Origin of the sequence: Paenarthrobacter sp. 4246, from assembly GCF_040546855.1 — a bacterium.
In the GTDB taxonomy this organism is placed as follows: domain Bacteria; phylum Actinomycetota; class Actinomycetes; order Actinomycetales; family Micrococcaceae; genus Arthrobacter.
The window spans coordinates 50,236-71,249 of record NZ_JBEPOP010000001.1; the positions used below are offsets into that span (position 1 = coordinate 50,236).

Sequence of the window (21,014 nt, forward strand, 5' to 3'; positions counted from 1 at the left end):
AGATGGCGGTGGACGGTCAGCCCCAGTGCGGCGGCTTTTGTTCCTTAAGCCACTGCTCATGGTCGTAACCGGACTCATCGCCCCAGCGCCGGGGATCGTCTTCCGCTGCTTTGGTGGGCAGAATGCCACTCACGCCTGGTTTGGCTGCGGCGGCCGTGGCGTCCGCAGTTTCTTCAGTGGTGTCGGCGCCGGGCGCGGAGGATTCGGTGTCGGACCCGCCTTCAGGACCGGTTGCTTCTTCCATCAGTGGTACTTCTTTCCCGTTCTCTGCTTCGCTGTCTGCATCATCGGCAGCGTCGTCAATCTGGTCTGGTGCCTGCTGTGCCGGACTTGGAGCGAATGTTTGCTGCCCCTTGTCCACACTCAATTGTTCAACGTCCATGTCCAGGAAGCCATGCTCAGGCGACGTCGACCGCGGAATGTGATTCTCCAGCCCAAGGTAGGAGCCGATGCGATCCGCGCAGGACGAAGGATCAGTGAAGACCTCAATGGTCCACAGGGACATGTAGCGCCATCCCATGCGCTCCAGCAGCTGCGGACGCAGCCGGCTGCGTTCCCGGACGCTCATCCGCCGGTAGCGTTCAGTGCCATCGGATTCGATCGCGACAGGTGTGGGGATTTCTGCTCCCTCCCGGCCGATCGTGTGGACGGGATCCGCCGCAGCTGCGATGTCCAGAACGCCATCGTAGAGATGCCAGACCCGGGCTCCCCGGGCCCGCAGGCGTTCTCCAAGGTCAGCAACCAAGGGATCCTCACCGAGCGCCTGCTCACTGGCAACAGCACGGGACGCGGGTGTACCGAGGTTGCTGTTTCCCGAGAGTTCCCGGTCCAGCAGCTCGTAGAAGTCCACTGCACCATGAGCCAGCCGATCGAGGTCAAGGTCCTCGGGACGGAAGCAGCTCAGGACGTGCATGGAACGCCGCGCGCGGGTCATGGCCAAAGCGAAACGGTTCCGGCCACCCTCAGCGGACAGCGGACCGAACGAATGGAGTGCCCGGCCATGTGGTGTGCGGCCGTAGCCCAGCGAGAAGATCACGTGATCACGTACCAGGCCTTGGGCCCGCTCCAGATCCACCACACGGAAGGACTCGGGACCGGCGCCAAAGAACGTGGACAGCAGGGGGTGGTTGGGCAGTTGAAGCCTGATGGCCTCGCCGATGCGGGCAGCATGGCGCAAGCTGGCCGTTACCACCGCCAGGGACGTGCGGGGACGCAGCCTTGCGTGTTCGAACACAAGGTCCACCACGCGATTGACCTCGGCAGTGACGGACTCCACGCCCTCATGGTCAGCACCCGGAAGCCCGGTGCCATCGGGGATGTACTCCACCAGGATGGACCGGTCCAGTCCCGTGACAGAGTTGCCGTCAGGCAGGCGGCGCAGGCCGCCGTCGTAGTAATTCTTGCTTAGCTGAAGGATCAAATCCTCGTCAACGGCGCGGTAGACCCAATTCAGTTGCCAGGTCGGAAGGACCCTCGCCAGCGCTTTGAAGGCGCTGTCCACATTCTCGTGGCTGGCAACACCGGCTACTGGCGGTTCCACAGCAACGCTGAAGGTCCGAGCATGGGCAATCTTCGCATCACCGAAGGCCACCACCTGCTTCGCCCGGGCGATGGCAGGAAGTACGGCCTGCAGCGAAGTGGATTCGGCGTCTATGACCACCACGGCGTCAAACTTTTGCTCGGCTGGAAGAACACCGGTCAAGAGGTAGGGGCTGACCGACCAAACGGGCACCAGCAATGGCACGAGCTCCGGCGCCTGGGCGCTCAGCGCCGGCAAAGTAACCCGGCCGTCCTTCAGCAAGGCCCGCAGCAGTTCCGCCTGCCTGGGGTGCTCAAGCAGGCCCTGGCGCCATTTCTGTGCCAACTGCCACCGGAGACGTGCGGCACCGCTGGCGATGTGGGCCTGGTCTGCAAGCCGGTACTCGGCTTCCAGGCGGCGCAGCGAATCGCCATCGGACATCGCCAAGTAGTCGTCGCCGCTGATCATGGCTTCCAAAGCGGATTGCCACCAGGCCAGATCCAATTCGGCGGCCACGGAGCCGGCAGGAACTTCGCGGGCAGCGAGATCCGACAGCAATTCACCGAGGCCGTGCTCGCGCATTTCCTCTATCAGGAGAGTCCGCTCGGGAAGTGTCTCCAGTGTTGCCGTGTCAGCAACAAGCCGTTCCAGGCGCTCCATCAGTTCCAAGTACGGTGTCCCATGCAGGGAGCCACCAACACTGGTGTGCTTGAGGGCAGCACCAAGGCGGTGCAGTTCGCCATCCAACTCCCGGTACAGCGCACCAAGATCGGCGAGCCCGGAAGGCACCGCCGGGTGCCGCTGGGTGGTGGCGTATCCGGCCCACAGCGCCCGCTGCTCCTGGACCAGGACAAGGGAGCTGTGGAGGTCGGCGATGTGCACTCCGGGCCGTACATATTCCTTGGCTACCCGGCGCAGGCGGGAACGCTGCATGGAAGGCATTTCCAAGTTGCGCTCACGGCGCCAGGCGGAGCTGGCGGTGGCGGAAATGAGGTCGTGCACCGGCCGGTCAAAAATGTCCGGGGTGAACTTATCCAGGCTCTCCCGGACGGCAATGAGCAGTTCGAGCTGTGCGCCCCACTCGGTGAAGGTATCGCCCAGCCGGATTTCAGCGTGATCGGACACCTGCTTCATCCGGTCCCGCAGGACGGGAAGCTTCTCCTCGGCCAGACGGGCGAGGTGTTGGGCTTCCTCGGTCTCCTTGCGCGTCACCAGTCGCGCTCCATACCAAGGGCTGGAGGTGGACGCCTTGCTGAAGCTGCCAAGCTCCGCAGCCCGGCGCAGGCGGCCGGCCAGTTCCTCCCGGTCCTTGATGTTGTCCAGGACGCTGCGCTTCAGACGGACCGTGGTGGAAGGCGCGGGGTGGATGGACGTCAGCTCCGCCAGCGACTGCATGGCCTGGTACGGAGAGCAACCCCACCGTTCACGGACATTGTGCAGCGAGGCTACATGGTCCATCAGGGCGTGGCGGTGTCCGGTGAGCGTTTGGTGCAAGTTGCCCAGTTGAGGCTCAAGCGCTTTTTCGTTGCGCATGATGGCGCGGACCAGCTGGCCTTTGAGCTGCTGCGGCGTGGTCCCGTTACCCGGGCGGAACAGCATGGAGTCGAGGCCGAGCGATTCCAGGTGGGCGGAAAGTCCTGCCAGGCTGGACTGCCTGTCACCAACCACCAGCACGGATTTGCCTTCGCTGACCAGCGCACCGATCGCGTTGATGGCCGTTTGCGTCTGCCCGCTTCCCGGCGGGGTGCTCACAACAAGGGAATCTCCGGCCCGGACGGCATCCACCACGTACTGCTGGTCCGTGTCGGCGTCCAGCAGGAGGAGCTCATCTGCTGGATCACGAAGGTCAAGGCTCGGGAACCGGCCCGCCTTGATGGGCTCAGGCTCAATGTCACCACCGTTTGCCGCGACAGCAAGCGCGGCCACGGTGGGGTTGTTCATGTTGATCCAAGGATCATCCAGGTTTCCCGAAAGGTCAGCCAGGGTGGTGACCAGCAAGTTGAAGTCCACCTCGGCGCCGTGAATCGGCTGGACGAGTGTGGCCAGGCGGTCAAGCACCGGCTGGGGATCGAACCGGGCCGTGTTGTAGGCCATGCGCGCTACGGCGTTGACGTCAAAGACTATGCCGTGGACTGACTTGAGGTGGCGCACCAGGGCAGGGTTCATGCGTGCCTGCTCCGTGAGCTGGAGTTCAAAGTCGTCTTCGCCCGGCCTGATGGTCAGGATGATGGAGGCGAGCATCACTGGCGCCGAGACACGCTGGGGTTTTCCGCCCACGGCAGAGGTCCACACCACGGTGCCCGCAGACAGATATCCGGCCTCTATGCCGCGATCATTGCTCAGCTCGAAGATCTTGGACCTGATGTTGCGGGCGGCACGGGCCGCCACCAAGTATTGCTGCCGGTCCCGGATCAACGTGGACAGGCGTGTTCTGCGACCTGCCAGCAATTGCGCCAGCCCCGAGGGGTGCGCGTTGCTCAGATCGATGGCGCCTTCGGGCGTCTTGACGAAACGCAGCATCGTGTCCGCCCCGGTGACGGGTTTAAGACCAGACAGCCATTTGCGGAGCTCTTCGGAGCCCTCTTCCTGGCCTTGACCTAATGACACAACTTCTGCCTTCTTTTCTGTACTAGCTTTAGACGCCTTGGACCATACCGGCATACCTTCGAGGGTAGCGGGAATACCTTGGCAGTCCGCTCCGCAACGCTGTTCCGACGCGAAATTCGCCGTCATTTCACAGGTGCCTGCCGAATTCACAGGCCGCGCCACCCCGATGGTTCAAGCACAGTGGCCGGCCTCCCAGAGGAAGCCGGCCACTCAGAATGCTATTCCCACTCGATGGTTCCCGGTGGCTTGCTGGTGACGTCCAGCACCACGCGGTTCACGCCGTCGACCTCGTTGGTAATGCGGTTGGAGATCCGCGCAAGGAGGTCGTAAGGCAGCCGCGACCAGTCCGCCGTCATGGCGTCTTCGGAGGACACCGGACGCAGCACGATCGGGTGGCCGTAGGTACGGCCATCACCCTGGACACCCACGCTGCGGACATCGGCCAGGAGGACCACCGGCATCTGCCAGACGTCGTTGTCCAACCCGGCAGCCGTGAGCTCCGCACGGGCAATGGCATCGGCCTTGCGCAGCAGGTCCAGGCGATCCTTGGTCACTTCGCCCACGATCCGGATTCCCAGGCCGGGGCCAGGGAACGGCTGGCGGCCGACGATTTCCTGCGGCAGCCCAAGCTGGGCACCGACGGCGCGTACTTCGTCCTTGAAAAGTGCCCGCAGCGGCTCAACGAGCTCGAACTGCAGGTCCTCGGGAAGCCCGCCCACGTTGTGGTGGCTCTTGATGTTGGCAGCACCCTCGCCGCCGCCTGATTCGACGACGTCCGGGTAAAGGGTTCCCTGAACCAGGAACTTGATCTTCTCGCCTTCGGCAGCAGCCTGGGCGATGATGGCCCGCTCCGCTTCCTCGAAGGCACGAATGAATTCGCGGCCAATGATCTTGCGCTTGGTTTCGGGATCGCTGACGCCGGAAAGCGCCGACAGGAAGCGTTCCTGTTCGTTCGCAACGTACAGATTGACACCTGTTGCGGCCACGAAGTCGCGTTCAACCTGCTCGGCTTCGCCTTCCCGAAGGAGGCCGTGGTCCACGAAGACACAGGTCAGCTGATCGCCGACCGCGCGCTGCACCAGAGCAGCCGCTACTGCGGAGTCCACACCGCCGGAGAGACCACAAATGACCTTGGAGTCACCGATCTGCTGGCGGATGCGGTCCACCTGCTCTTCCAGGATGTTGCCCGTGGTCCAGTTGGGGCTCAGGCCCGCTCCCTTGAACAGGAAGTTCTCCAGGACGTGCTGGCCAAGAACGGAGTGCTTAACTTCCGGGTGCCACTGCACACCGTAGAGGCGCTTCTCATCGTTGGCGAAGGCAGCCACTGGGGCTCCGGCCGTGGTCGCGAGCACCTCGAAGCCCTCGGGCGCCTCGTGAACGGAATCGCCATGGCTCATCCAAGTGTTCTGCGACGCCGGGACGCCGTCGAGGATGGAGCGTGCGTCGCCCACCAGGAGAGCTTCGGTGGCGCCGTACTCCCGCAAACCGGTCTGGGCCACTTTCCCACCCAAGGCATTCGCCATGGCCTGGAATCCGTAGCAGATGCCGAAAACGGGAACGCCGGCCTCAAAGAGGTCAGCGCCCACGAACGGCGCGCCCTCAGCGTAGACGCTGGAGGGTCCGCCGGAAAGAATGATGGCTGCCGGGTTCTTGGCCAGAAGCTGCTCGGTGGTGAAGGTATGCGGAACAATTTCCGAATACACATTCGCTTCGCGGACGCGGCGTGCAATCAGCTGCGCGTACTGGGCACCGTAGTCAACAACCAGCACCGGCTTCTGGGAAGTTTGGGGTGCGGTGGGAGTAGTCACCAGACAAGACTACTTGGCCGGGCCGCCCCGGTGCACGTTGACGGGGGCGGCCAGAGGCCAAAACGGCCGCGTCGTTAGGCATCTCACAGTGCGTCCTGCCGCGTAGCCGGCAGCGGGACGCTGTGGGCGGTCCTAGTAACGCTTGGATGCCTGCGGGTTTGCTGCCAGTTCCGCTTCAACTTGCGCGTGGAATTTCTTCTCCACGATGAAGGACAGCAACGGAATGACACCACCCAGCGCCAGGAGGACCATCTTGGAGAACGGCCAGCGCATGAGCGACCACAGGCGGAAGTTGGAGACCAGGTACACCACGTACATCCAACCGTGCACAATCAGCACCGACGTGGAGATGTTGAACCCGCCGATCACGCCTTTGGGCTCGGACTCAGCGAAACCGAAGCCAAAGGGCTGGCCGGTTACCGCGTTCGTGCCGCCGGCGAAGAGCGAGACTCCAAACCCGTAGCGGGCGATCAGTTCCGCACACAGCAGGAGCAGCATGGCGCCGGTCAGGTAAGCCATGACTTTGTAGAACTTCAACGCCGAACGGATCTGCGCTTCCGTTCCGCCGAACCGGCGCTTCTTGGGCTTGGATCCGGATTGCTCTGGCTGGATGGCCGGTTTTGGCTCAATCATTGCTGCACCTTTTGTTCTGGCTCTGGGTTTGTAGTTTCTGTAGCATCCACGGGTTTGGCAGGCTCCACCTCGTCCTCCCCGTATCCATCCTCGTCGTCGTCCTCTTCGAGGTCGCGACGGTAGTCATCCTTTACCAGACGCCACCAGATGAAGATCGAGAACCCGGCAAAGACAACCCATTCCACGGCGTAGAAGAGATTCAGCCAGTTGACCTGCTCTGCAGGCGGCTGGGGCGGGATGTTGAGGGCCTGGACGTTATCGCCAAGGGGAATGGTCACGCCGCCGGAGACTTCCGACGTCGCAGCAACAAACCCCGGGTAGCTGGAAACTTCCCACGTGTTGACGAGCTCGGCACTGGACACGGCGGACGCGCGTCCTGGACCGGCGTCGACGTTTGGAACGGGCGCTTCAGAAGGGATGAGGCGACCGGTCAAGGTAATGGTTCCCGACGGCGGCGGCCCGGCTTGGGCGGCATCGGCAACCCAGCCCCGCGCCACGGGGATCCACGTTTGGGGCGAGGCGGCAACACCGCTCAGCGCCGGAGCGTTGTCGACCGCGAAGGCAGAGACGATCCAGAAGCCCTTTTGGTTGTTGTACAGGCGGCCCTCTACCAGAACCTGCTTGCCGGGATCATAGGTCCCGGTGGCGGTGACCATCTGGTCGGAGACCGAACCGGGGAAAAACTGGCCGGGTTTGAGGACGTCCACCAGCGGTTTGACTTCTTCGATGCTGGACGGCGCCGGAGGCTCGTGCTGGGCGGACCGGCTGAGCTGCCATTGGCTGAGCAGCACAAACACCCCGGATAACAGAAGCGCAAAGACCAGTCCTGCGATCCAGCGGGGTTTCAACGCGGTTTTCAACACCCCTTAACCGTACTTCGTCCGGCTGTAGAACAACGAAACGGCCAGGGCCTGCCCCGCTCTCTAGTGATCGAAGAACACCAGGCTGGAGTTGATGAGCTCAGAGATGACCTCGGGATCGTGGGCCCGCCGGAGGGACTCACGGAAAGACTCCTTGGACAATGAACGGGCCAGGGTAGCCAAAACCTCAAGGTGGTCGGAGAAGGAACTGGCAGGAGTGGCGATGAGCAGGATCAACGTCGCCGGGCCGTCAGTTGCCCCAAAGTCCAGTGCGTGGCCGAATTTGGTCACACCCACCGCGATGGAAATCCTGTCCACGTATTCACTGCGCGCATGCGGCAGGCCGATGCCGCCGGGAAGTCCTGTGGCCAACTGGTGCTCACGGGAGTGCACCTGTTCCAGGAAACCTTCAAGGTTGCTGATCCTGCCGGCAGCGTGGAGCTTATGGGCCAGTTGGGCAGCGGCGTCGATCTTGTCCTCGGCGACGAGTTCAAGGATGACGGTGTCCGGGGTGGTCAGTTCCGCGTCATACCGGTCAAGTGGTTCAGCCAAGTCGTGTTCCCTCCAGTGTGGCCTTCCGGCCGCATTTTCCTGAGCCGGTCAGCGAAGGGGAACGATGTCATCCACTCCCATGCGCGCGGCATCTGCCGATTCGTCGTCAGGCTGCTGCTGACTCAGCCGTTCAGCTTCCACGCGTGCCAGGTAGTGCTTGATCTCGCTTTCGCGCTGATTCTCGCTCCAGCCAAGGATTTCTCCCATCAGCTTAGCTACTACCGGGAGGGCTGCCACACCCCGGTCCCACGATTCGATCGAGATCCGGGTTCGACGCGTCAAAACGTCGTGGACATGCCGGGCTCCCTCATGGGTTGTGGCGTAGACGACTTCCGCGGCGAGGTAGTCATCGGCTCCGGGGAGCGGTTCTCCCAGTTCCGGCCGCTTGGAGATCAGTTCCAGCACCTCGGGAGTCATGGAACCGTAGCGGTTCAGCAGGTGCTCAACCCGGGCGACATGGACGCCGGCTTCTTCCGCAGAACGCCCGCGCCGGTTCCAGGCAGCCTTGAAACCTTCAGCTCCCAGCAGCGGAATGGTCTCGGTGCAGCTGGAGGGAACACGCTCGTCCATGGCCCTGGTGGCCTCATCCACGGCGTCCTTGGCCATGACCCGGTATGTGGTGTATTTGCCGCCGGCCACCACCACAAGCCCGGGAACGGGATGTGCCACCACGTGCTCGCGCGACAGCTTGGCCGTGGAGTCGTTCTCGCCGGCCAGCAGAGGCCGGAGGCCGGCGTAGACGCCTTCCACATCCTCACGGGTCAGGGGACGCTTGAGGACCCTGTTGACGTGTTCCAGGACGTAATCGATGTCCTTGCTGGACGCCGCCGGATGCGCCTTGTCCAGCGTCCAGTCGGTGTCTGTGGTGCCGATGATCCAGTGGCGGCCCCAAGGGATCACAAAAAGCACCGATTTTTCCGTACGGAGGATCAGGCCCACTGTTGACTGGAAGCGGTCGCGCGGCACCACCAAGTGAATGCCTTTGGAGGCGCGGACTTTGAGTTGGCCGCGATCCGTAACCATGGCCTGCGTTTCGTCCGTCCAGACTCCCGTTGCATTGACCACTTGCTTGGCCCGGACTTCGAAAACGCTGCCGTCTTCCTGATTCTCAAGCTTTGCCCCCACCACGCGCTCGCCCTCGCGAAGGAAGTCCACCACCCGAAGCCGGTTGGCGGCATGGGCGCCGTAATGGGCCGCAGTTCTGACCACGTTGACCACCAGGCGGGCATCGTCCACTTGTGCGTCGTAGTAGCGGATGGACCCCACGAAAGCGTCATCCTTCAGGCTGGGAGCTGCGCGCAGGGTTCCGCGCTTGAAGAGGTGCTTGTGCATGGGAACGCCGCGGCTGTGCCCGGAGGTCAGGCCCAACGTGTCATAAAGCATGATTCCGGCACCAACGTAGGGGCGTTCCCAGAACCTGCGCGTCAGTGGATACAGGAAGGGCACGGGGCGAACCAGGTGGGGGGCGATCTGTTGGATCAGCAGTCCCCGTTCTTGCAGAGCCTCCTGGACGAGGCCGAAATCAAGCATTTCCAGGTATCGAAGACCTCCGTGGATGAGCTTGGAGGACCTGGATGAAGTACCTGAGGCCCAGTCCCGGGCCTCGACAATTGCCACGGTGAGGCCGCGGGTCACGGCGTCCAGCGCGGCTCCGGCCCCCACCACGCCGCCACCCACGATCAGGATGTCGAGCTCCTTGCCGGGTTCGGCGGTGGCTTTCAGGACTTCGATCGATGCGGCACGGGATTCCGGGCTCAAGGCTCCCGGAGAAATCGCCTGGTGACCGCCTGCGACATTGCTCATCGGACCCCTCCTCAAACGCAACAGCTGGTAGTCCCCTACCCTACTTGCTGCCCGCCGCATTGGGCAGGGCATTGGAGGGGAGCCATGAGAAGGGAATCACCCCCGAACGAAGAAAGCCCCTGCTGGCGCCGACGGGAATCGGCAGCCACCAGGGGCTTTCAGAGCGAAGTTGTCAGTTGCCTGCGTAAGGCGACACAACGACGTCGACCCGCTGGAACTCCTTGAGGTCCGAGTAGCCGGTGGTTGCCATGGAACGGCGCAGCGCACCGATGAGGTTGGAGGTGCCATCGGTGTGGTGACCGGGCCCGAAGAGGACTTCTTCCAGTGGACCGACAGTGCCAACGTTAACGCGGTCGCCACGGGGTGATTCCAAGTGGTGTGCTTCCGGACCCCAGTGCCAGCCGCGGCCGGGTGCCTCTTCCGCGCGGGCCAGGGCACTGCCGAGCATTACGGCGTCGGCGCCCATGGCGATGGCCTTGACGATGTCGCCCGAGGTGCCCATGCCGCCGTCGGCAATGACGTGGACGTACCGGCCGCCCGACTCGTCCATGTAGTCGCGGCGCGCCGCAGCGACGTCGGAAATCGCCGAGGCCATGGGCGAGTGGATGCCCAGGGCGCGGCGGGTGGTGGTTGTAGCGCCGCCGCCGAAGCCCACCAGGACGCCAGCCGCACCGGTACGCATAAGGTGCAGGGCAGGCGTGTAGCCGGCTGCTCCACCCACAATCACGGGGACATCGAGTTCGTAGATGAACTGCTTGAGGTTCAGGGGCTCGTGGTTTTTGGACACGTGCTCAGCTGAGACCGTGGTTCCACGGATAACAAAGATGTCGACGCCGGCAGCCACCACAGTCTTGTAGTGTTCCTGGGTGCGCTGCGGGGTCAAGGAGCCGGCCACAGTGACGCCCGCGGCACGGATTTCCGCGAGGCGGGAACTGATGAGTTCCGGCTGGATGGGTGCCTGGTACAGGTCCTGCATGCGGCGGGTAACGGCGGTGCTGCTGGTCTCATTGGCCAAGGCGGCAATTTCGTCGAGCACCTTCTGCGGGTCCTCATAACGGGTCCAGAGACCTTCGAGGTCCAGGACACCGAGACCACCGAGCCGACCAAAAGCAATGGCCGTGTCAGGGGACATCACGGAGTCCATGGGGGCAGCGATCACCGGGGTGTCGAACTTATAGGCGTCGATCTGCCAAGAGACAGAGACGTCCTTCGGGTCGCGCGTCCGGCGGTTCGGGACGATCGCGATGTCATCCAGGGAGTAGGCACGACGCCCACGCTTGCCACGGCCAATCTCAATCTCATAAGTCACGGCTCTTACTTTACTGGACCCCTCCCGGAACCCCGATTCGACACAAATAAAGTGAACACTTCACACAGTGTGCGAATGTAATCCGGGGATGGCTCACATGCCCCCGCCACTTCGTAAACTGGACGCAGAACCTTAAAGAGAAGGCAGAAATGACCGGCCGGACCGAAGACATCCACGACTTAGCCGTCACCAAACAGGAGCTCATTGCCCTCCGCGCAGGCTTGGAGCAGTACCCCGGGTGAGCTACCAGACAGGGCCCAGTCCGCTTTCCCACTCTGCCCACCCCTTGGACTACTGGCTTTCCACGGAACTCTCCGCCATTACTCCGACGAGTGCACGCTCCCGCCTGCGTGAGATCGCCCACGCGCGAGGCTCCTATATGGGCGCCTGGGCCGCCGGAATCGGGATCGGCGCAGTCCTGGTCCTGCTCGGCGCCCTCCTTGCCATTCAGCTCGGCACGTTCGCCCCTGTTCCTTCCCTCAGCCTTCCCGGCGCGGCAATCGCCCTGCTCTGTTGCGTCTTCTACGTACGGGTGCGGGACCGGTTGCCGCGAACAAGCCGGACGATCGTGAATCGTGGACCCGGGAGCTTGCGGGGGGCGCTTTCATTCGCAGGGTTCATCCTGATCGTCTTCATTGGGCTGTTCGCCCTCACGGCGAAACCAACGGCATGGGAGGATCCAACCCTCGTGCAGACACTGGTCAGCGTTCTGGCATTCCTCGTCTGCCTTCTGGTGGCCGCGATCATCGTCCCGGCAACCATTATGGGCCGTTCGCGTGAATCCCTACGAAGCAAGGCTGCAAATGATCCTCGCTTCAGGGCACTCCTGGAAAAGGACCTCGCCACCTGGCGTGACCCTTTTGGCGATGCCGGATACGGGCCGCTCTAAGACTCAGGGCGTGTTCTGGCTGGTTTCGTCCGCGGAGAGCTGGGATTCGAACATCCGGAAGTAGCGACCCCGCAATGCCACCAATTCCTTGTGGGTCCCCTGCTCTGCGATTCGGCCGTCTTCGAGCATGTACACGATGTCTGCCTTCTCGATGGTGGCAAGGCGGTGGCTGATGGCGATGATGGTGCTGCTCCGGTCGGCGAAGAGCCTGGTGAAGATTCTGTGCTCAGCCAGAGCGTCAATCGCGGAGGTGGGCTCATCCATCACCATGTAAGAAGCATCGCGATAGAAATTGCGCGCCATGGCTAGCCGCTGCCACTGTCCGCCCGAGAGGCCGCTCCCCTTGCGGCCCCGAGGGTCCTCCATCCAGTTGCTCACGTGGTTTTCCAAGCCATTGGGCAGTTTGTTGATGAACTCCATGGCCTCGGCATCGGAGGCAGCACGCCGGATGCGGTCATCGTTCCGTGGCTGGTCGACGTCCCCGAGGTAGATGTTCTCCGCGGCGGTCGCGAACTCGTACTTCAGGAACTCCTGGCTGAGCACGGCCAGGTGCCGGTGCCAGCTGGTGACATCAATCCCGGCAAGGTCCACGCCGTCCAGCAGCACTTGGCCGGAATCGGGACGATACAACCCCGCAAGGATACGGATCAGCGTGGACTTTCCTGCCCCGTTCTCGCCAACGATCGCAATGTGCTGGCCGGCCCGGATGGTCATGGAAATACCCTTGATGACCTCGATGTCGCTCCCGGTGTAACTGAAGCGGATGTCCTTCAGTTCCACGGTGGCAGGCGATACCGTGAGGGGCTTCTCCCTGCCGCTGGGAACGGGCAGCGCCATGAACAGTTCATAGTCCTTGAGGTTGGCCAGATCCTCATCGATGGAACTCAAGGACGACACCAAGCTGTTGGCAGTGGACAGTGCGCGGCTCACGATCTGCTGCACGTAGAGAAACTGCCCCACCGGCTGCGCCCTGGCGATGATCTGCCCCACCACCCAAATGAGCGACACAACCTCGGCTCCGTATTGCAGGGCATCAGCGGCCAGCTGTTTGGGAATGTACCGCTTTTGGAAGTCCAGCCGCCTGCGCTCATCAGCATCCCGGAGCCTTGACCGCAGGTCCATGAGGTACCCAACGATTCCGTAGAGCCGCATCTCGGCAATATGCTGCGGCCGGAGCAGGTTCTGTTCGATCATTCGGCGCTGCCGCCGCGAATCCACCTGGGTGTTCCAGTGCGCGATCTGCTCACGGGACAGCTTGAACTGCAGGTAGACACTGGGGACAATCGCCACCAGGACAATGACCGCGATCCACCAACTGACCAGCAACAAAGCGCCGATGGCCAGGATCACCGAGACAAGCTGCGTAAAGATCGCGGCAATCCGGTCCAGGACACGGGCGTACGAATCGGAGAAGCGCTTGGCGCGATCGTAGAGGTCAACTGTTTCTTTGTCGTCATAGCGCCAAAACTCCAGCGCCAGGAAGCGCTCATACATCATGTCGCCCACGATCGCTCCCACCTTGAAGCTCATGAGCTGTTGGATGTAGCGGTCCACGCTGCTGAAAGCCCCCCAGAACAACCCCAGCGCCGCGGTGATGATGACGTACAGGATTGCTTGCGGACCAGCGTTCGGATCTCCTGCATACCCGGCCGCCAAGGCGGTGGTGGTCAGGGCCGCAAAGTAGGTGGTGACCAGCGGAAGCGTGGCTGAGATCAGCGAGCCAAGCACCTTCATTATCACCGCGACGGGGGAAGCTTTGAAGCTCACCTTCAGGACCTGCCCGACGGCGCGTGCGTACGGCCGCAGCGCCAACTTTCGGGGCGGCGTCTTGCCCGGCTGGGCTGGATTCAGCCGGATGGACTCCGGATGCCGCGGTTGCGCGGGCTTTTCAGACATGATCCCAGCCTATTCTCATGGGCCGACATTACTGCCGGGGCGGTTAAACAACTGTTCCCCGCAGAGATGCCTCCGCGGGGAACAACTGTTGATACAGGTGATGGATCAGCGTGAACCGTAGTTGGGTGCTTCCACAGTCATCTGGATGTCGTGGGGGTGCGACTCCTTCAAGCCTGCCGGCGTGATCCGGACAAACTTGCCACGCGCCTTCAACTCGGGGATGGTGGGAGCGCCCGTGTAGAACATGGTCTGGCGGAGGCCGCCCACCAACTGGTAAGCCACTGAAGCCAACGGTCCGCGGAAGGCCACCCGGCCTTCGATGCCTTCAGGGATGAGCTTGTCATCGCCGGAGACGTCGGCCTGGAAGTAGCGGTCCTTGGAGTAGGACGTGTTCTTGCCACGGGACTGCATGGCGCCCAGGGAACCCATGCCGCGGTAGCTCTTGAACTGCTTGCCGTTGACGAAGATGAGATCGCCTGGGGATTCCTCGCAGCCAGCCAGCAGGGAGCCGAGCATCACAGTGTCGGCACCGGCAACCAGTGCCTTGCCGATATCGCCCGAATACTGCAGGCCGCCGTCGGCAATCAGCGGAACGCCTGCCGGGATGGCGGCCTTGGCGGATTCGTAGATGGCGGTGATCTGCGGAACACCTACACCGGCAACAACGCGGGTGGTGCAGATGGATCCCGGGCCGACACCAACCTTGATGCCGTCGGCACCGGCGTCGATCAATGCCTGGGCACCTTCACGGGTTGCGGCCTGGCCACCGATGATGTCCACGTGGGCGGCAATCGGATCCGACTTGAGGCGGCGGATCATGTCCAGCACACCTTGGGAGTGGCCGTTGGCGGTGTCCACGAACAGCGCATCCACGCCGGCGTCGATCAGCTTCATGGCGCGCTCCCAGCCATCGCCGAAGAAGCCGATGGCGGCACCCACGCGCAGGCGGCCTTCGTCGTCCTTGGTGGCCAGCGGATACTGCTCTGCCTTGGTGAAGTCCTTGGTAGTGATGAGGCCCTTGAGGCGTCCCTGCTCGTCTACGAGGGGAAGCTTCTCAATCTTGTTGGTAGCCAACTTGTGCGAGGCTTCTTCGCGGCTGATGCCTACGTGCCCGGTGATGAGCGGCATTTTGGTCATGGTATCGCTGACGCTGCGCAGCGGGAATTCCGATTCCGGAATGAAGCGCGTGTCGCGGTTGGTCACGATGCCCAGCAGGCGTCCGTCGGTGTCCACCACGGGAAGACCGGAAACGCGGTAGCGGGAACACAGCTCGTCGAGTTCCTGCAGCGTGGCCTGGGGACCGATGGTCAGTGGGTTGGTGATCATGCCCGATTCGCTGCGCTTGACGCGGTCCACGTGCTCGGCTTGGTCGTCGACGGACAGATTGCGGTGGACAACGCCCAAACCGCCCTGGCGTGCCATGGCGATGGCCATGCGGGACTCAGTCACAGTGTCCATCGCTGCAGACAGCAGCGGAGTCTGGACGGAGATCCGCTTGGAGATGCGGGAGGACGTGTCGGCGTCGGAGGGGATGACGTCCGTGTGGCCCGGGAGCAACAGGACGTCGTCGTACGTCAGGCCAATAAAGCCAAAGGGGTTGTGTTCGGGCTGGGTCATGAGTGTGCGCCTCTTACCTGGGTTCTGGGGGCTTAACTGGTAGGGGTTGCAACTGATGACCAGCCCGTCATTACGGGACTGGCCTGTGCAGAAGGTATTGGATAAATACTAGAACCTTCGCGCCGATCGCCATATTCCGCGACGCCCCAGTGTGAGCAAGAGCACTGGACTTAGCCGCCGGACCAACCCGTGGCAGCAAGGAGCCGCTCCTCGAACATGGGGATCATGGACTGCACGTAGGTTTTGGTGAGGTGGTTGTCGTCCTTGTAGACATAGACGTTACCCACCACTGCCGGACAGGTGCCCTGTTCGCAGATGAAGTCGCTCATATCCATCAGGTAGAGCCGGTCCACTTTGCCCACGTAGTCGTCCAACGGCGACGACGCGGCCAGGGACTCCTCCAGCGGGGCGTTGCAGTCCGGCGAATCAGGGCCCTTTTTCTGCACGCACTCCGGCATGTTGATGCTGAAGCGGGGGTTGTCGCGCACGCCCACAACGTCCATTCCTGCATCGGTGAACGGCTGGATTCCTTCAAGGTAGCCGGGCACTTCGGTCTCAAAGGGCGCTGTGGCATGGGTCAACGACGCTACCGTGAACACAGCGTCCGGCTGGTGTTCCATGACGTAGGCGGCGCTCGCCTTGTTGAATTCGTTGCATTCGTCCGTCCGTTCAGGGGACTCGGCGCCGAACCGGCAACTGCCCTTCAGGAGTGTCACCACTTCCCACCCGTGCTGCTTGGCGATCGGACCCAGCGCAGCCATGTACTGCTGGGCGTGCGAATCACCGAGCACCACGATCTCCTTGGTGACTTCCGCAGGTTCATCGTTCTGGAGGCAGCCCGCCAGCAAAGGGTCCGTAGGCACGTTGTCTCCAGTGCACAGGCCGTCGATGTCCGCCCATTCGTCCTTCATCGCGGCCGGTGCCGGGATGATCATTGCTTCCTGGGTAGGTTCCCCCACGAACTCCGGGGACAAAGCTGCTGCCCCCGGGGTTAACTCCTTGGGCTGGCCGGCGATCGCCGCGCTTTCGGATGCGATGGCACCCTGCCAAACATTAACGGGGATCGCCAGCAGCCCACCGCAGGCGGCAATCACGACGGCGGCACGCCAGGACCGCACGTCGGGCCACTTCCAGCGGCGCATGGGAACCTCTACGTATTTGGTGGTGGCAACGGCCAGCACCATGGAGAAGGCCATGATCCCCAGCCCTTGAAGGAGGTTGGGCGTGGTGGTCCCGGAGACCAACAGGAAGAACACCAGGACCGGCCAGTGCCACAGGTAAAGGGCGTAGGAGTTATCCCCCACCAGGACCAGCGGCCGCGAGCTGAGGATGCGGTCCACGCCGAAACGGCTGGTGCTCTGCCCGGCGATGATGACCGCCGCGGCGGCGAGCGTCGGCCAGAGCGCGATGAACCCGGGGAAGGATCGGTCCACGGTGAGGACCAGACCGCAAGCGAGCATGGCGGTGATACCGGCCCACCCAAGGAAGACGCGGAGCCAGCGTCGGGGCTTCAGGTACGGAAGAGCGAGGGCGAGCAAGGAGCCCAACGCAAACTCCCAGAGGCGGGCACGGGTGTCAAAGTAAGCCACGGCCTGGTTGTTGGTGGTCTGCTCGATGGAGTACACCAGGGACGCCACGAAGACGGCCCCGAAGGCTACGACGAGGAGCGGCCGGTGGGCTACTGCCTTCCGGTCCGGGAAGAGCTTGGCCAACTGCGGCTGCAGCAAGGCAACAGCGGCGAAGACCAAGGGCCACAGGATGAACACCTGGCCTTGGACGGAGAGGGACCAGAAATGCTGGAGCGGGCTCGCTCCCGAGTGGTCCTGCGCGTAGTAATCCACAGCAGTGTCCGCCAGTTGCCAGTTCTGCCGGTAGAGCAGCGATGCCCACGCCTCGGCAAGGACATCCGGCCAACGGCTCTGTGGGATGAAGGCCCAGGTGGCGGTCAGGACCCCCAGCAGGACCACGACGACGGCGGGCAGCAGCCGCTTGAAGACGTGCAGCCAGTGCCGCAGGAGCCTCAGCGGCTTCCCGTTTTCGAGTTTGCGGGTGAAGGACAAAGTCAGCAGGAAAGCCGAAATGAGCAGGAAGACGTCAACACCGCCGGAGACCCGGCCGAGCCAAATATGGTAGGCGGCCACCATCAGCACTGCCAGGGCGCGCAGACCTTGGACCTCCGGGCGGAAGCCGGGCTTCGCCGTCGTGCGTTTCGCCTGAACGGGTGCCGTCACGGCAGTAGGAGCGTCCATCATCGCTGCCACCCGGTCGCGGCAAACCACCTTTCCTCAAACATTTCGGCCATGCTGGTCACATACGTCCTGGACAGGTGGTTGTCGTCCAAATACACGAACACGTTTCCCACCACGCTGGGGCAGGTGATGCCGTCGCAGAGGAGGTCGGTCATGTCCAGGAAGGCTGCGTTGCCGAACGTTCCCTGCACAGCTGCGAAAGGGCTCTCCGCGGCCAGGACCTCGGGCTGGTCGGACCTGCAGTCGGCGCTGTCCACCCCTTTGGACAACGCACATTCGGTGACGTTGTAGTCAAAACGTGGGTTGTCGCGGATGGCCACCACCTCGATTCCGAGGTCATTGAAGTTGGTCACCGTCTGCTCAAAGCCGTACACCAACTGCTCATCCGGTGACGACGGGGACGCCATTGTTCCAACCATGAAAACAGTATCCGGCGCCTTCTCCGCTGCGTAGCGGAAAGCGGCGGCGTTGAAATCGTTGCAGCCGGAATCGGCATCCGGGTTCTCCGGCATGAAATGGCATCCGCCCAGCAAGAGGGCAGTCACCTTCCAGTGTTCTGCCTCGGCCAGGGGGCCCAGCGCGGCCAGCCATTGCTGGGAGTGGGAGTCGCCCAACACCAGGATTTCCCTGTCGGCGTCCTCCCCCACGCCATTCTGCTGGCACTTGTCCTGCAGTTGCTTGTCCTCCGGCTTGGCATCGCCCTCGCATGGACCCGACAGCGTTGCCCAGTCTTCCGGAAGTTGCTCAGCGGTGGGCAGCGTCTTGGCGCCGTCGCTGACCAGATCCACGTAACCGGGGACCAGCGCGTGCGCACCGGGGTTGTCGTTGAACGCCTGGGCCTGAGCTGCTTTGAGGTCCAGGTCCTGCTTGTACTGGAACCCCAAGAGCGGCGTGCACGCCACGGCGAGGCAGGCTGCGATGGCGATGGCCGATCGGCGGCGGTTGACCTCGGGCCATTTCCATTCCCGGAACGGCTTCTCCACGTATTTGGTGGTCAGGAATGCCAGCACCAGCGACAAAGCGATGATGACCGTTCCAGACAGCCAGCCGGCATGATCCTTCCCGCTCCATGCCAGGGCGATCACGAGGATGGGCCAGTGCCACAAGTAAAGGGCATAGGAGTTGTCGCCCAGCCGGACCAGGAACTTTGAACTCAGGATCCTGTCCACGCCCAAACGGCTCCCGGTTTGGCCGGCGGCAATCACGGCAACAGCAGCCATCGTGGGCCACAGGGCAACAAAACCGGGGAATGCCGTCTGCACCTGCAGCAGGACGCCGCAGCTGAGCATGGCGGCCACGCCGATCCATCCCATCATGACCCGGACAGGCTTGGCGAAGTTCAACCCGGGAAGAATCAGCGCCAGCAACGTGCCCAAGGCGAATTCCCAAAGGCGCGCAAACGTATCGAAATAGGCCACGGCCTGGTTGGCGGCCGTGAAAATGACGGAGTAGGTGAGGGACAGGACAAAAATAATCGCAAAAACGTACGCGAGTGTGGCCCGGTACCTCAGGCTGAACCGGCGGCAAAGAACTGCGACGGAGGCGAATATGACCGGCCATAGGATGAACACCTGGCCCTGGATGGAGAGGGACCAGAAGTGCTGGAGCGGACTGGCGAGGCTGTGGTCGGTTGCGTAGTAATTCACGGCCAGGCCCTGCAGGAGCCAGTTTTCGAAGTAGAACAGTGAAGCCCACGCCTGGTGGACTACCTCCACCCACCGTGTGGGCGGAAGGAAGGTAAACGTCGCCGCGAGCGTGGCCAAGAGAACCACCACGACGGCGGGCAGCAGCCGCCGGAACAGGTGCAGCCAGTGCCGCACAAGGTCCATTGGCCGCCCCTGCTTATAACGGCCGGTGAACTGCAACGTCATCAGGAAGGCAGAGATCAGGAGGAACACATCCACGCCGCCGGAAACCCGTCCGATCCAGATGTGGTAGCTGACCACCATCAGGACGGCCAGTGACCTAAGACCTTGAATCTCGGGGCGGAATTTCGACTTTGCAACGGGTCCGGAAGACCGCCTGCCGGCGCGGGCAGGGGCTGGGATCGTTGGCATAGTCACGTTAGGCAGTTCCTCAAAAGCTGTGGCACAAAGCATCAATCATACGCGGTTCAGTGGCCCCACCCCAGTCGGGACCATCTCTTGGACCGCCTTCCGAAGGTCCATTAGCTCAGGTACAGCTATGCATTTTCCCAGCCCCGCCTGTGCGTGGCCTGTGCCCGAATCACAGCCAAGCGCACGTGATGGAACTACGCTGGAGCCGGGCCGAAGGAAGGAAATCCATGATCGTGCAGCTGCGCCTTTGCGTGCCAACGGAGTTGTCCGAGGCCGTCGTGAAATGTTGCACCGATAACACCGGAGCCGCCGAGGTGGCCGTCCACAAAAATGCTTCCGTGGTGCCACCTGGCGACGTGATCGCCGTTCAGATCGCCCGGGAATCCGCGGAAGAACTGATCGAGCGGCTTCATGAGCTCAAAGTTCCGGACCTGGGCTCCATCTCCATATCGTCACCGGACCTGGTCTGTCCAAACGGGCTGACGACGCTGAGGCAGCCGCCCCTGGAGAATCGGCCGACGCCGTCATTTGGGACGAGGTTTCCAGGCAAACCGGCGAGGACTCGAAACTGACGTGGAGCTTCCTGGCATTTTTGGTGATAGCGGCACAGTGGGCGGCGATCGGCATTGTGACCGATTCAACGATCGCGATTGTGGGCGCAATGGTGGTGGGACCCGAGTTCGGACCGCTCGCTGCGTTGGCCGTGGGGTTGGTGGAACAGAAGTGGCGATTGGTACGTGCCTCATTGCTTGCCCTGGCTGTCGGTTTTCCCCTCGCGATGCTGGTTACGGCCGTTGCAGCGTGGCTCTCAGTGCTTCTGGGGTTGTTCCCCGAGGACACGCTGGAGCGGGGATAAGCCGTGGAGTTCATCTACCATCCGGGTCCGTACTCGCTGATCGTGGCCGCACTCGCTGGAGCGGCAGGAATGCTGTCCATGATCAGCCACCGGTCCTCGGCTCTGGTGGGTGTGTTTATTTCCGTCACGACTGTTCCGGCTGCAGGCTACGTTGCCGTTGCGTGGGTTCTGGGTGAATACAGCAAAGCAGCCGGATCAGCGATGCAGCTGGCACTCAACCTGGTGGGCATCGTGACAGCTGCGGCTGCGGTTTTATTGTTCTACCGGCTCATCGGTGTGCGGGTCTCCTTGGCCCGGCGACCGTCAGGCTCCGGACGTCGCTCCGTTGCCAACCGGCGGGCCAGGTAGCGGGCGTCCCG

At 62.8% G+C, this 21,014-nt stretch carries 13 protein-coding genes and 1 pseudogene; 2 read left to right on the top strand and 12 right to left on the bottom strand.

The features are described from left to right. Positions 1-16: 16 nt before the first annotated feature. The 7 genes from ABIE35_RS00260 to ABIE35_RS00290 form a co-directional block, all read right to left on the bottom strand. A complete protein-coding gene (locus ABIE35_RS00260; RefSeq protein ID WP_354512337.1) occupies positions 17-4,180 on the bottom strand; it encodes an AAA family ATPase in 4,164 nt (1,387 codons plus the stop codon). A 164-nt stretch (positions 4,181-4,344) separates the two neighbouring features. Then, positions 4,345-5,934 (bottom strand): glutamine-hydrolyzing GMP synthase, encoded by a 1,590-nt coding sequence (gene guaA / locus ABIE35_RS00265; RefSeq protein WP_354511890.1) that lies wholly within the window; start codon positions 5,932-5,934, stop codon positions 4,345-4,347. A 132-nt stretch (positions 5,935-6,066) separates the two neighbouring features. Then, a complete protein-coding gene (locus tag ABIE35_RS00270; protein ID WP_261609457.1) occupies positions 6,067-6,567 on the bottom strand; it encodes a DUF3817 domain-containing protein in 501 nt (166 codons plus the stop codon). Continuing rightward, a complete protein-coding gene (locus ABIE35_RS00275) occupies positions 6,564-7,430 on the bottom strand; it encodes an SURF1 family protein (RefSeq protein WP_354511892.1) in 867 nt (288 codons plus the stop codon). The genes ABIE35_RS00270 and ABIE35_RS00275 overlap by 4 nt, the downstream gene beginning before the upstream one ends. 60 nt (positions 7,431-7,490) lie before the next feature. Then, positions 7,491-7,979: a PTS sugar transporter subunit IIA gene (locus ABIE35_RS00280; protein ID WP_089595745.1), complete on the bottom strand. Its 489-nt coding sequence runs from the start codon at positions 7,977-7,979 to the stop codon at positions 7,491-7,493. A 48-nt stretch (positions 7,980-8,027) separates the two neighbouring features. Then, complete coding sequence (locus ABIE35_RS00285) at positions 8,028-9,782, bottom strand: glycerol-3-phosphate dehydrogenase/oxidase (protein ID WP_354511894.1); 1,755 nt, start codon at positions 9,780-9,782, stop codon at positions 8,028-8,030. Positions 9,783-9,954: 172 nt separating this feature from the next. Next, on the bottom strand, positions 9,955-11,091 hold the full coding sequence (locus tag ABIE35_RS00290) for a GuaB3 family IMP dehydrogenase-related protein (RefSeq protein ID WP_354511896.1): 1,137 nt from the start codon (positions 11,089-11,091) through the stop codon (positions 9,955-9,957). Between the two features lie 238 nt (positions 11,092-11,329). Between ABIE35_RS00290 and ABIE35_RS00295 the strand changes: the two genes are divergently transcribed. Further along, complete coding sequence (locus ABIE35_RS00295; RefSeq protein WP_354511897.1) at positions 11,330-11,980, top strand: hypothetical protein; 651 nt, start codon at positions 11,330-11,332, stop codon at positions 11,978-11,980. Positions 11,981-11,983: 3 nt separating this feature from the next. Here ABIE35_RS00295 and ABIE35_RS00300 read toward each other — a convergent pair whose 3' ends face one another. The 5 genes from ABIE35_RS00300 to ABIE35_RS00320 form a co-directional block, all read right to left on the bottom strand. Beyond that, the gene (locus tag ABIE35_RS00300) at positions 11,984-13,876 is read right to left on the bottom strand and encodes an ABC transporter ATP-binding protein (RefSeq protein ID WP_354511899.1); all 1,893 of its coding nucleotides are present in this window, start codon (positions 13,874-13,876) and stop codon (positions 11,984-11,986) included. A 105-nt stretch (positions 13,877-13,981) separates the two neighbouring features. Then, positions 13,982-15,493 carry an IMP dehydrogenase gene (guaB, locus tag ABIE35_RS00305; protein ID WP_354511900.1) on the bottom strand — a complete coding sequence of 504 codons (1,512 nt, stop codon included), beginning with the start codon at positions 15,491-15,493 and terminating at the stop codon, positions 13,982-13,984. A gap of 170 nt (positions 15,494-15,663) precedes the next feature. Then, positions 15,664-17,742 (bottom strand): acyltransferase family protein, encoded by a 2,079-nt coding sequence (locus ABIE35_RS00310; RefSeq protein WP_502921347.1) that lies wholly within the window; start codon positions 17,740-17,742, stop codon positions 15,664-15,666. Then, on the bottom strand, positions 17,742-19,799 hold the full coding sequence (locus ABIE35_RS00315; protein WP_354512338.1) for an acyltransferase family protein: 2,058 nt from the start codon (positions 19,797-19,799) through the stop codon (positions 17,742-17,744). Before ABIE35_RS00315 ends, ABIE35_RS00310 begins: the two co-directional genes overlap by 1 nt. 194 nt (positions 19,800-19,993) lie before the next feature. Then, on the bottom strand, positions 19,994-20,212 hold the full coding sequence (locus tag ABIE35_RS00320) for a hypothetical protein (RefSeq protein ID WP_354511903.1): 219 nt from the start codon (positions 20,210-20,212) through the stop codon (positions 19,994-19,996). Between the two features lie 248 nt (positions 20,213-20,460). On the opposite strand from ABIE35_RS00320, the pseudogene ABIE35_RS00325 reads away from it, so the two are divergent. Then, positions 20,461-21,003: pseudogene (locus ABIE35_RS00325) on the top strand (DUF389 domain-containing protein). Positions 21,004-21,014 lie beyond the last annotated feature (11 nt).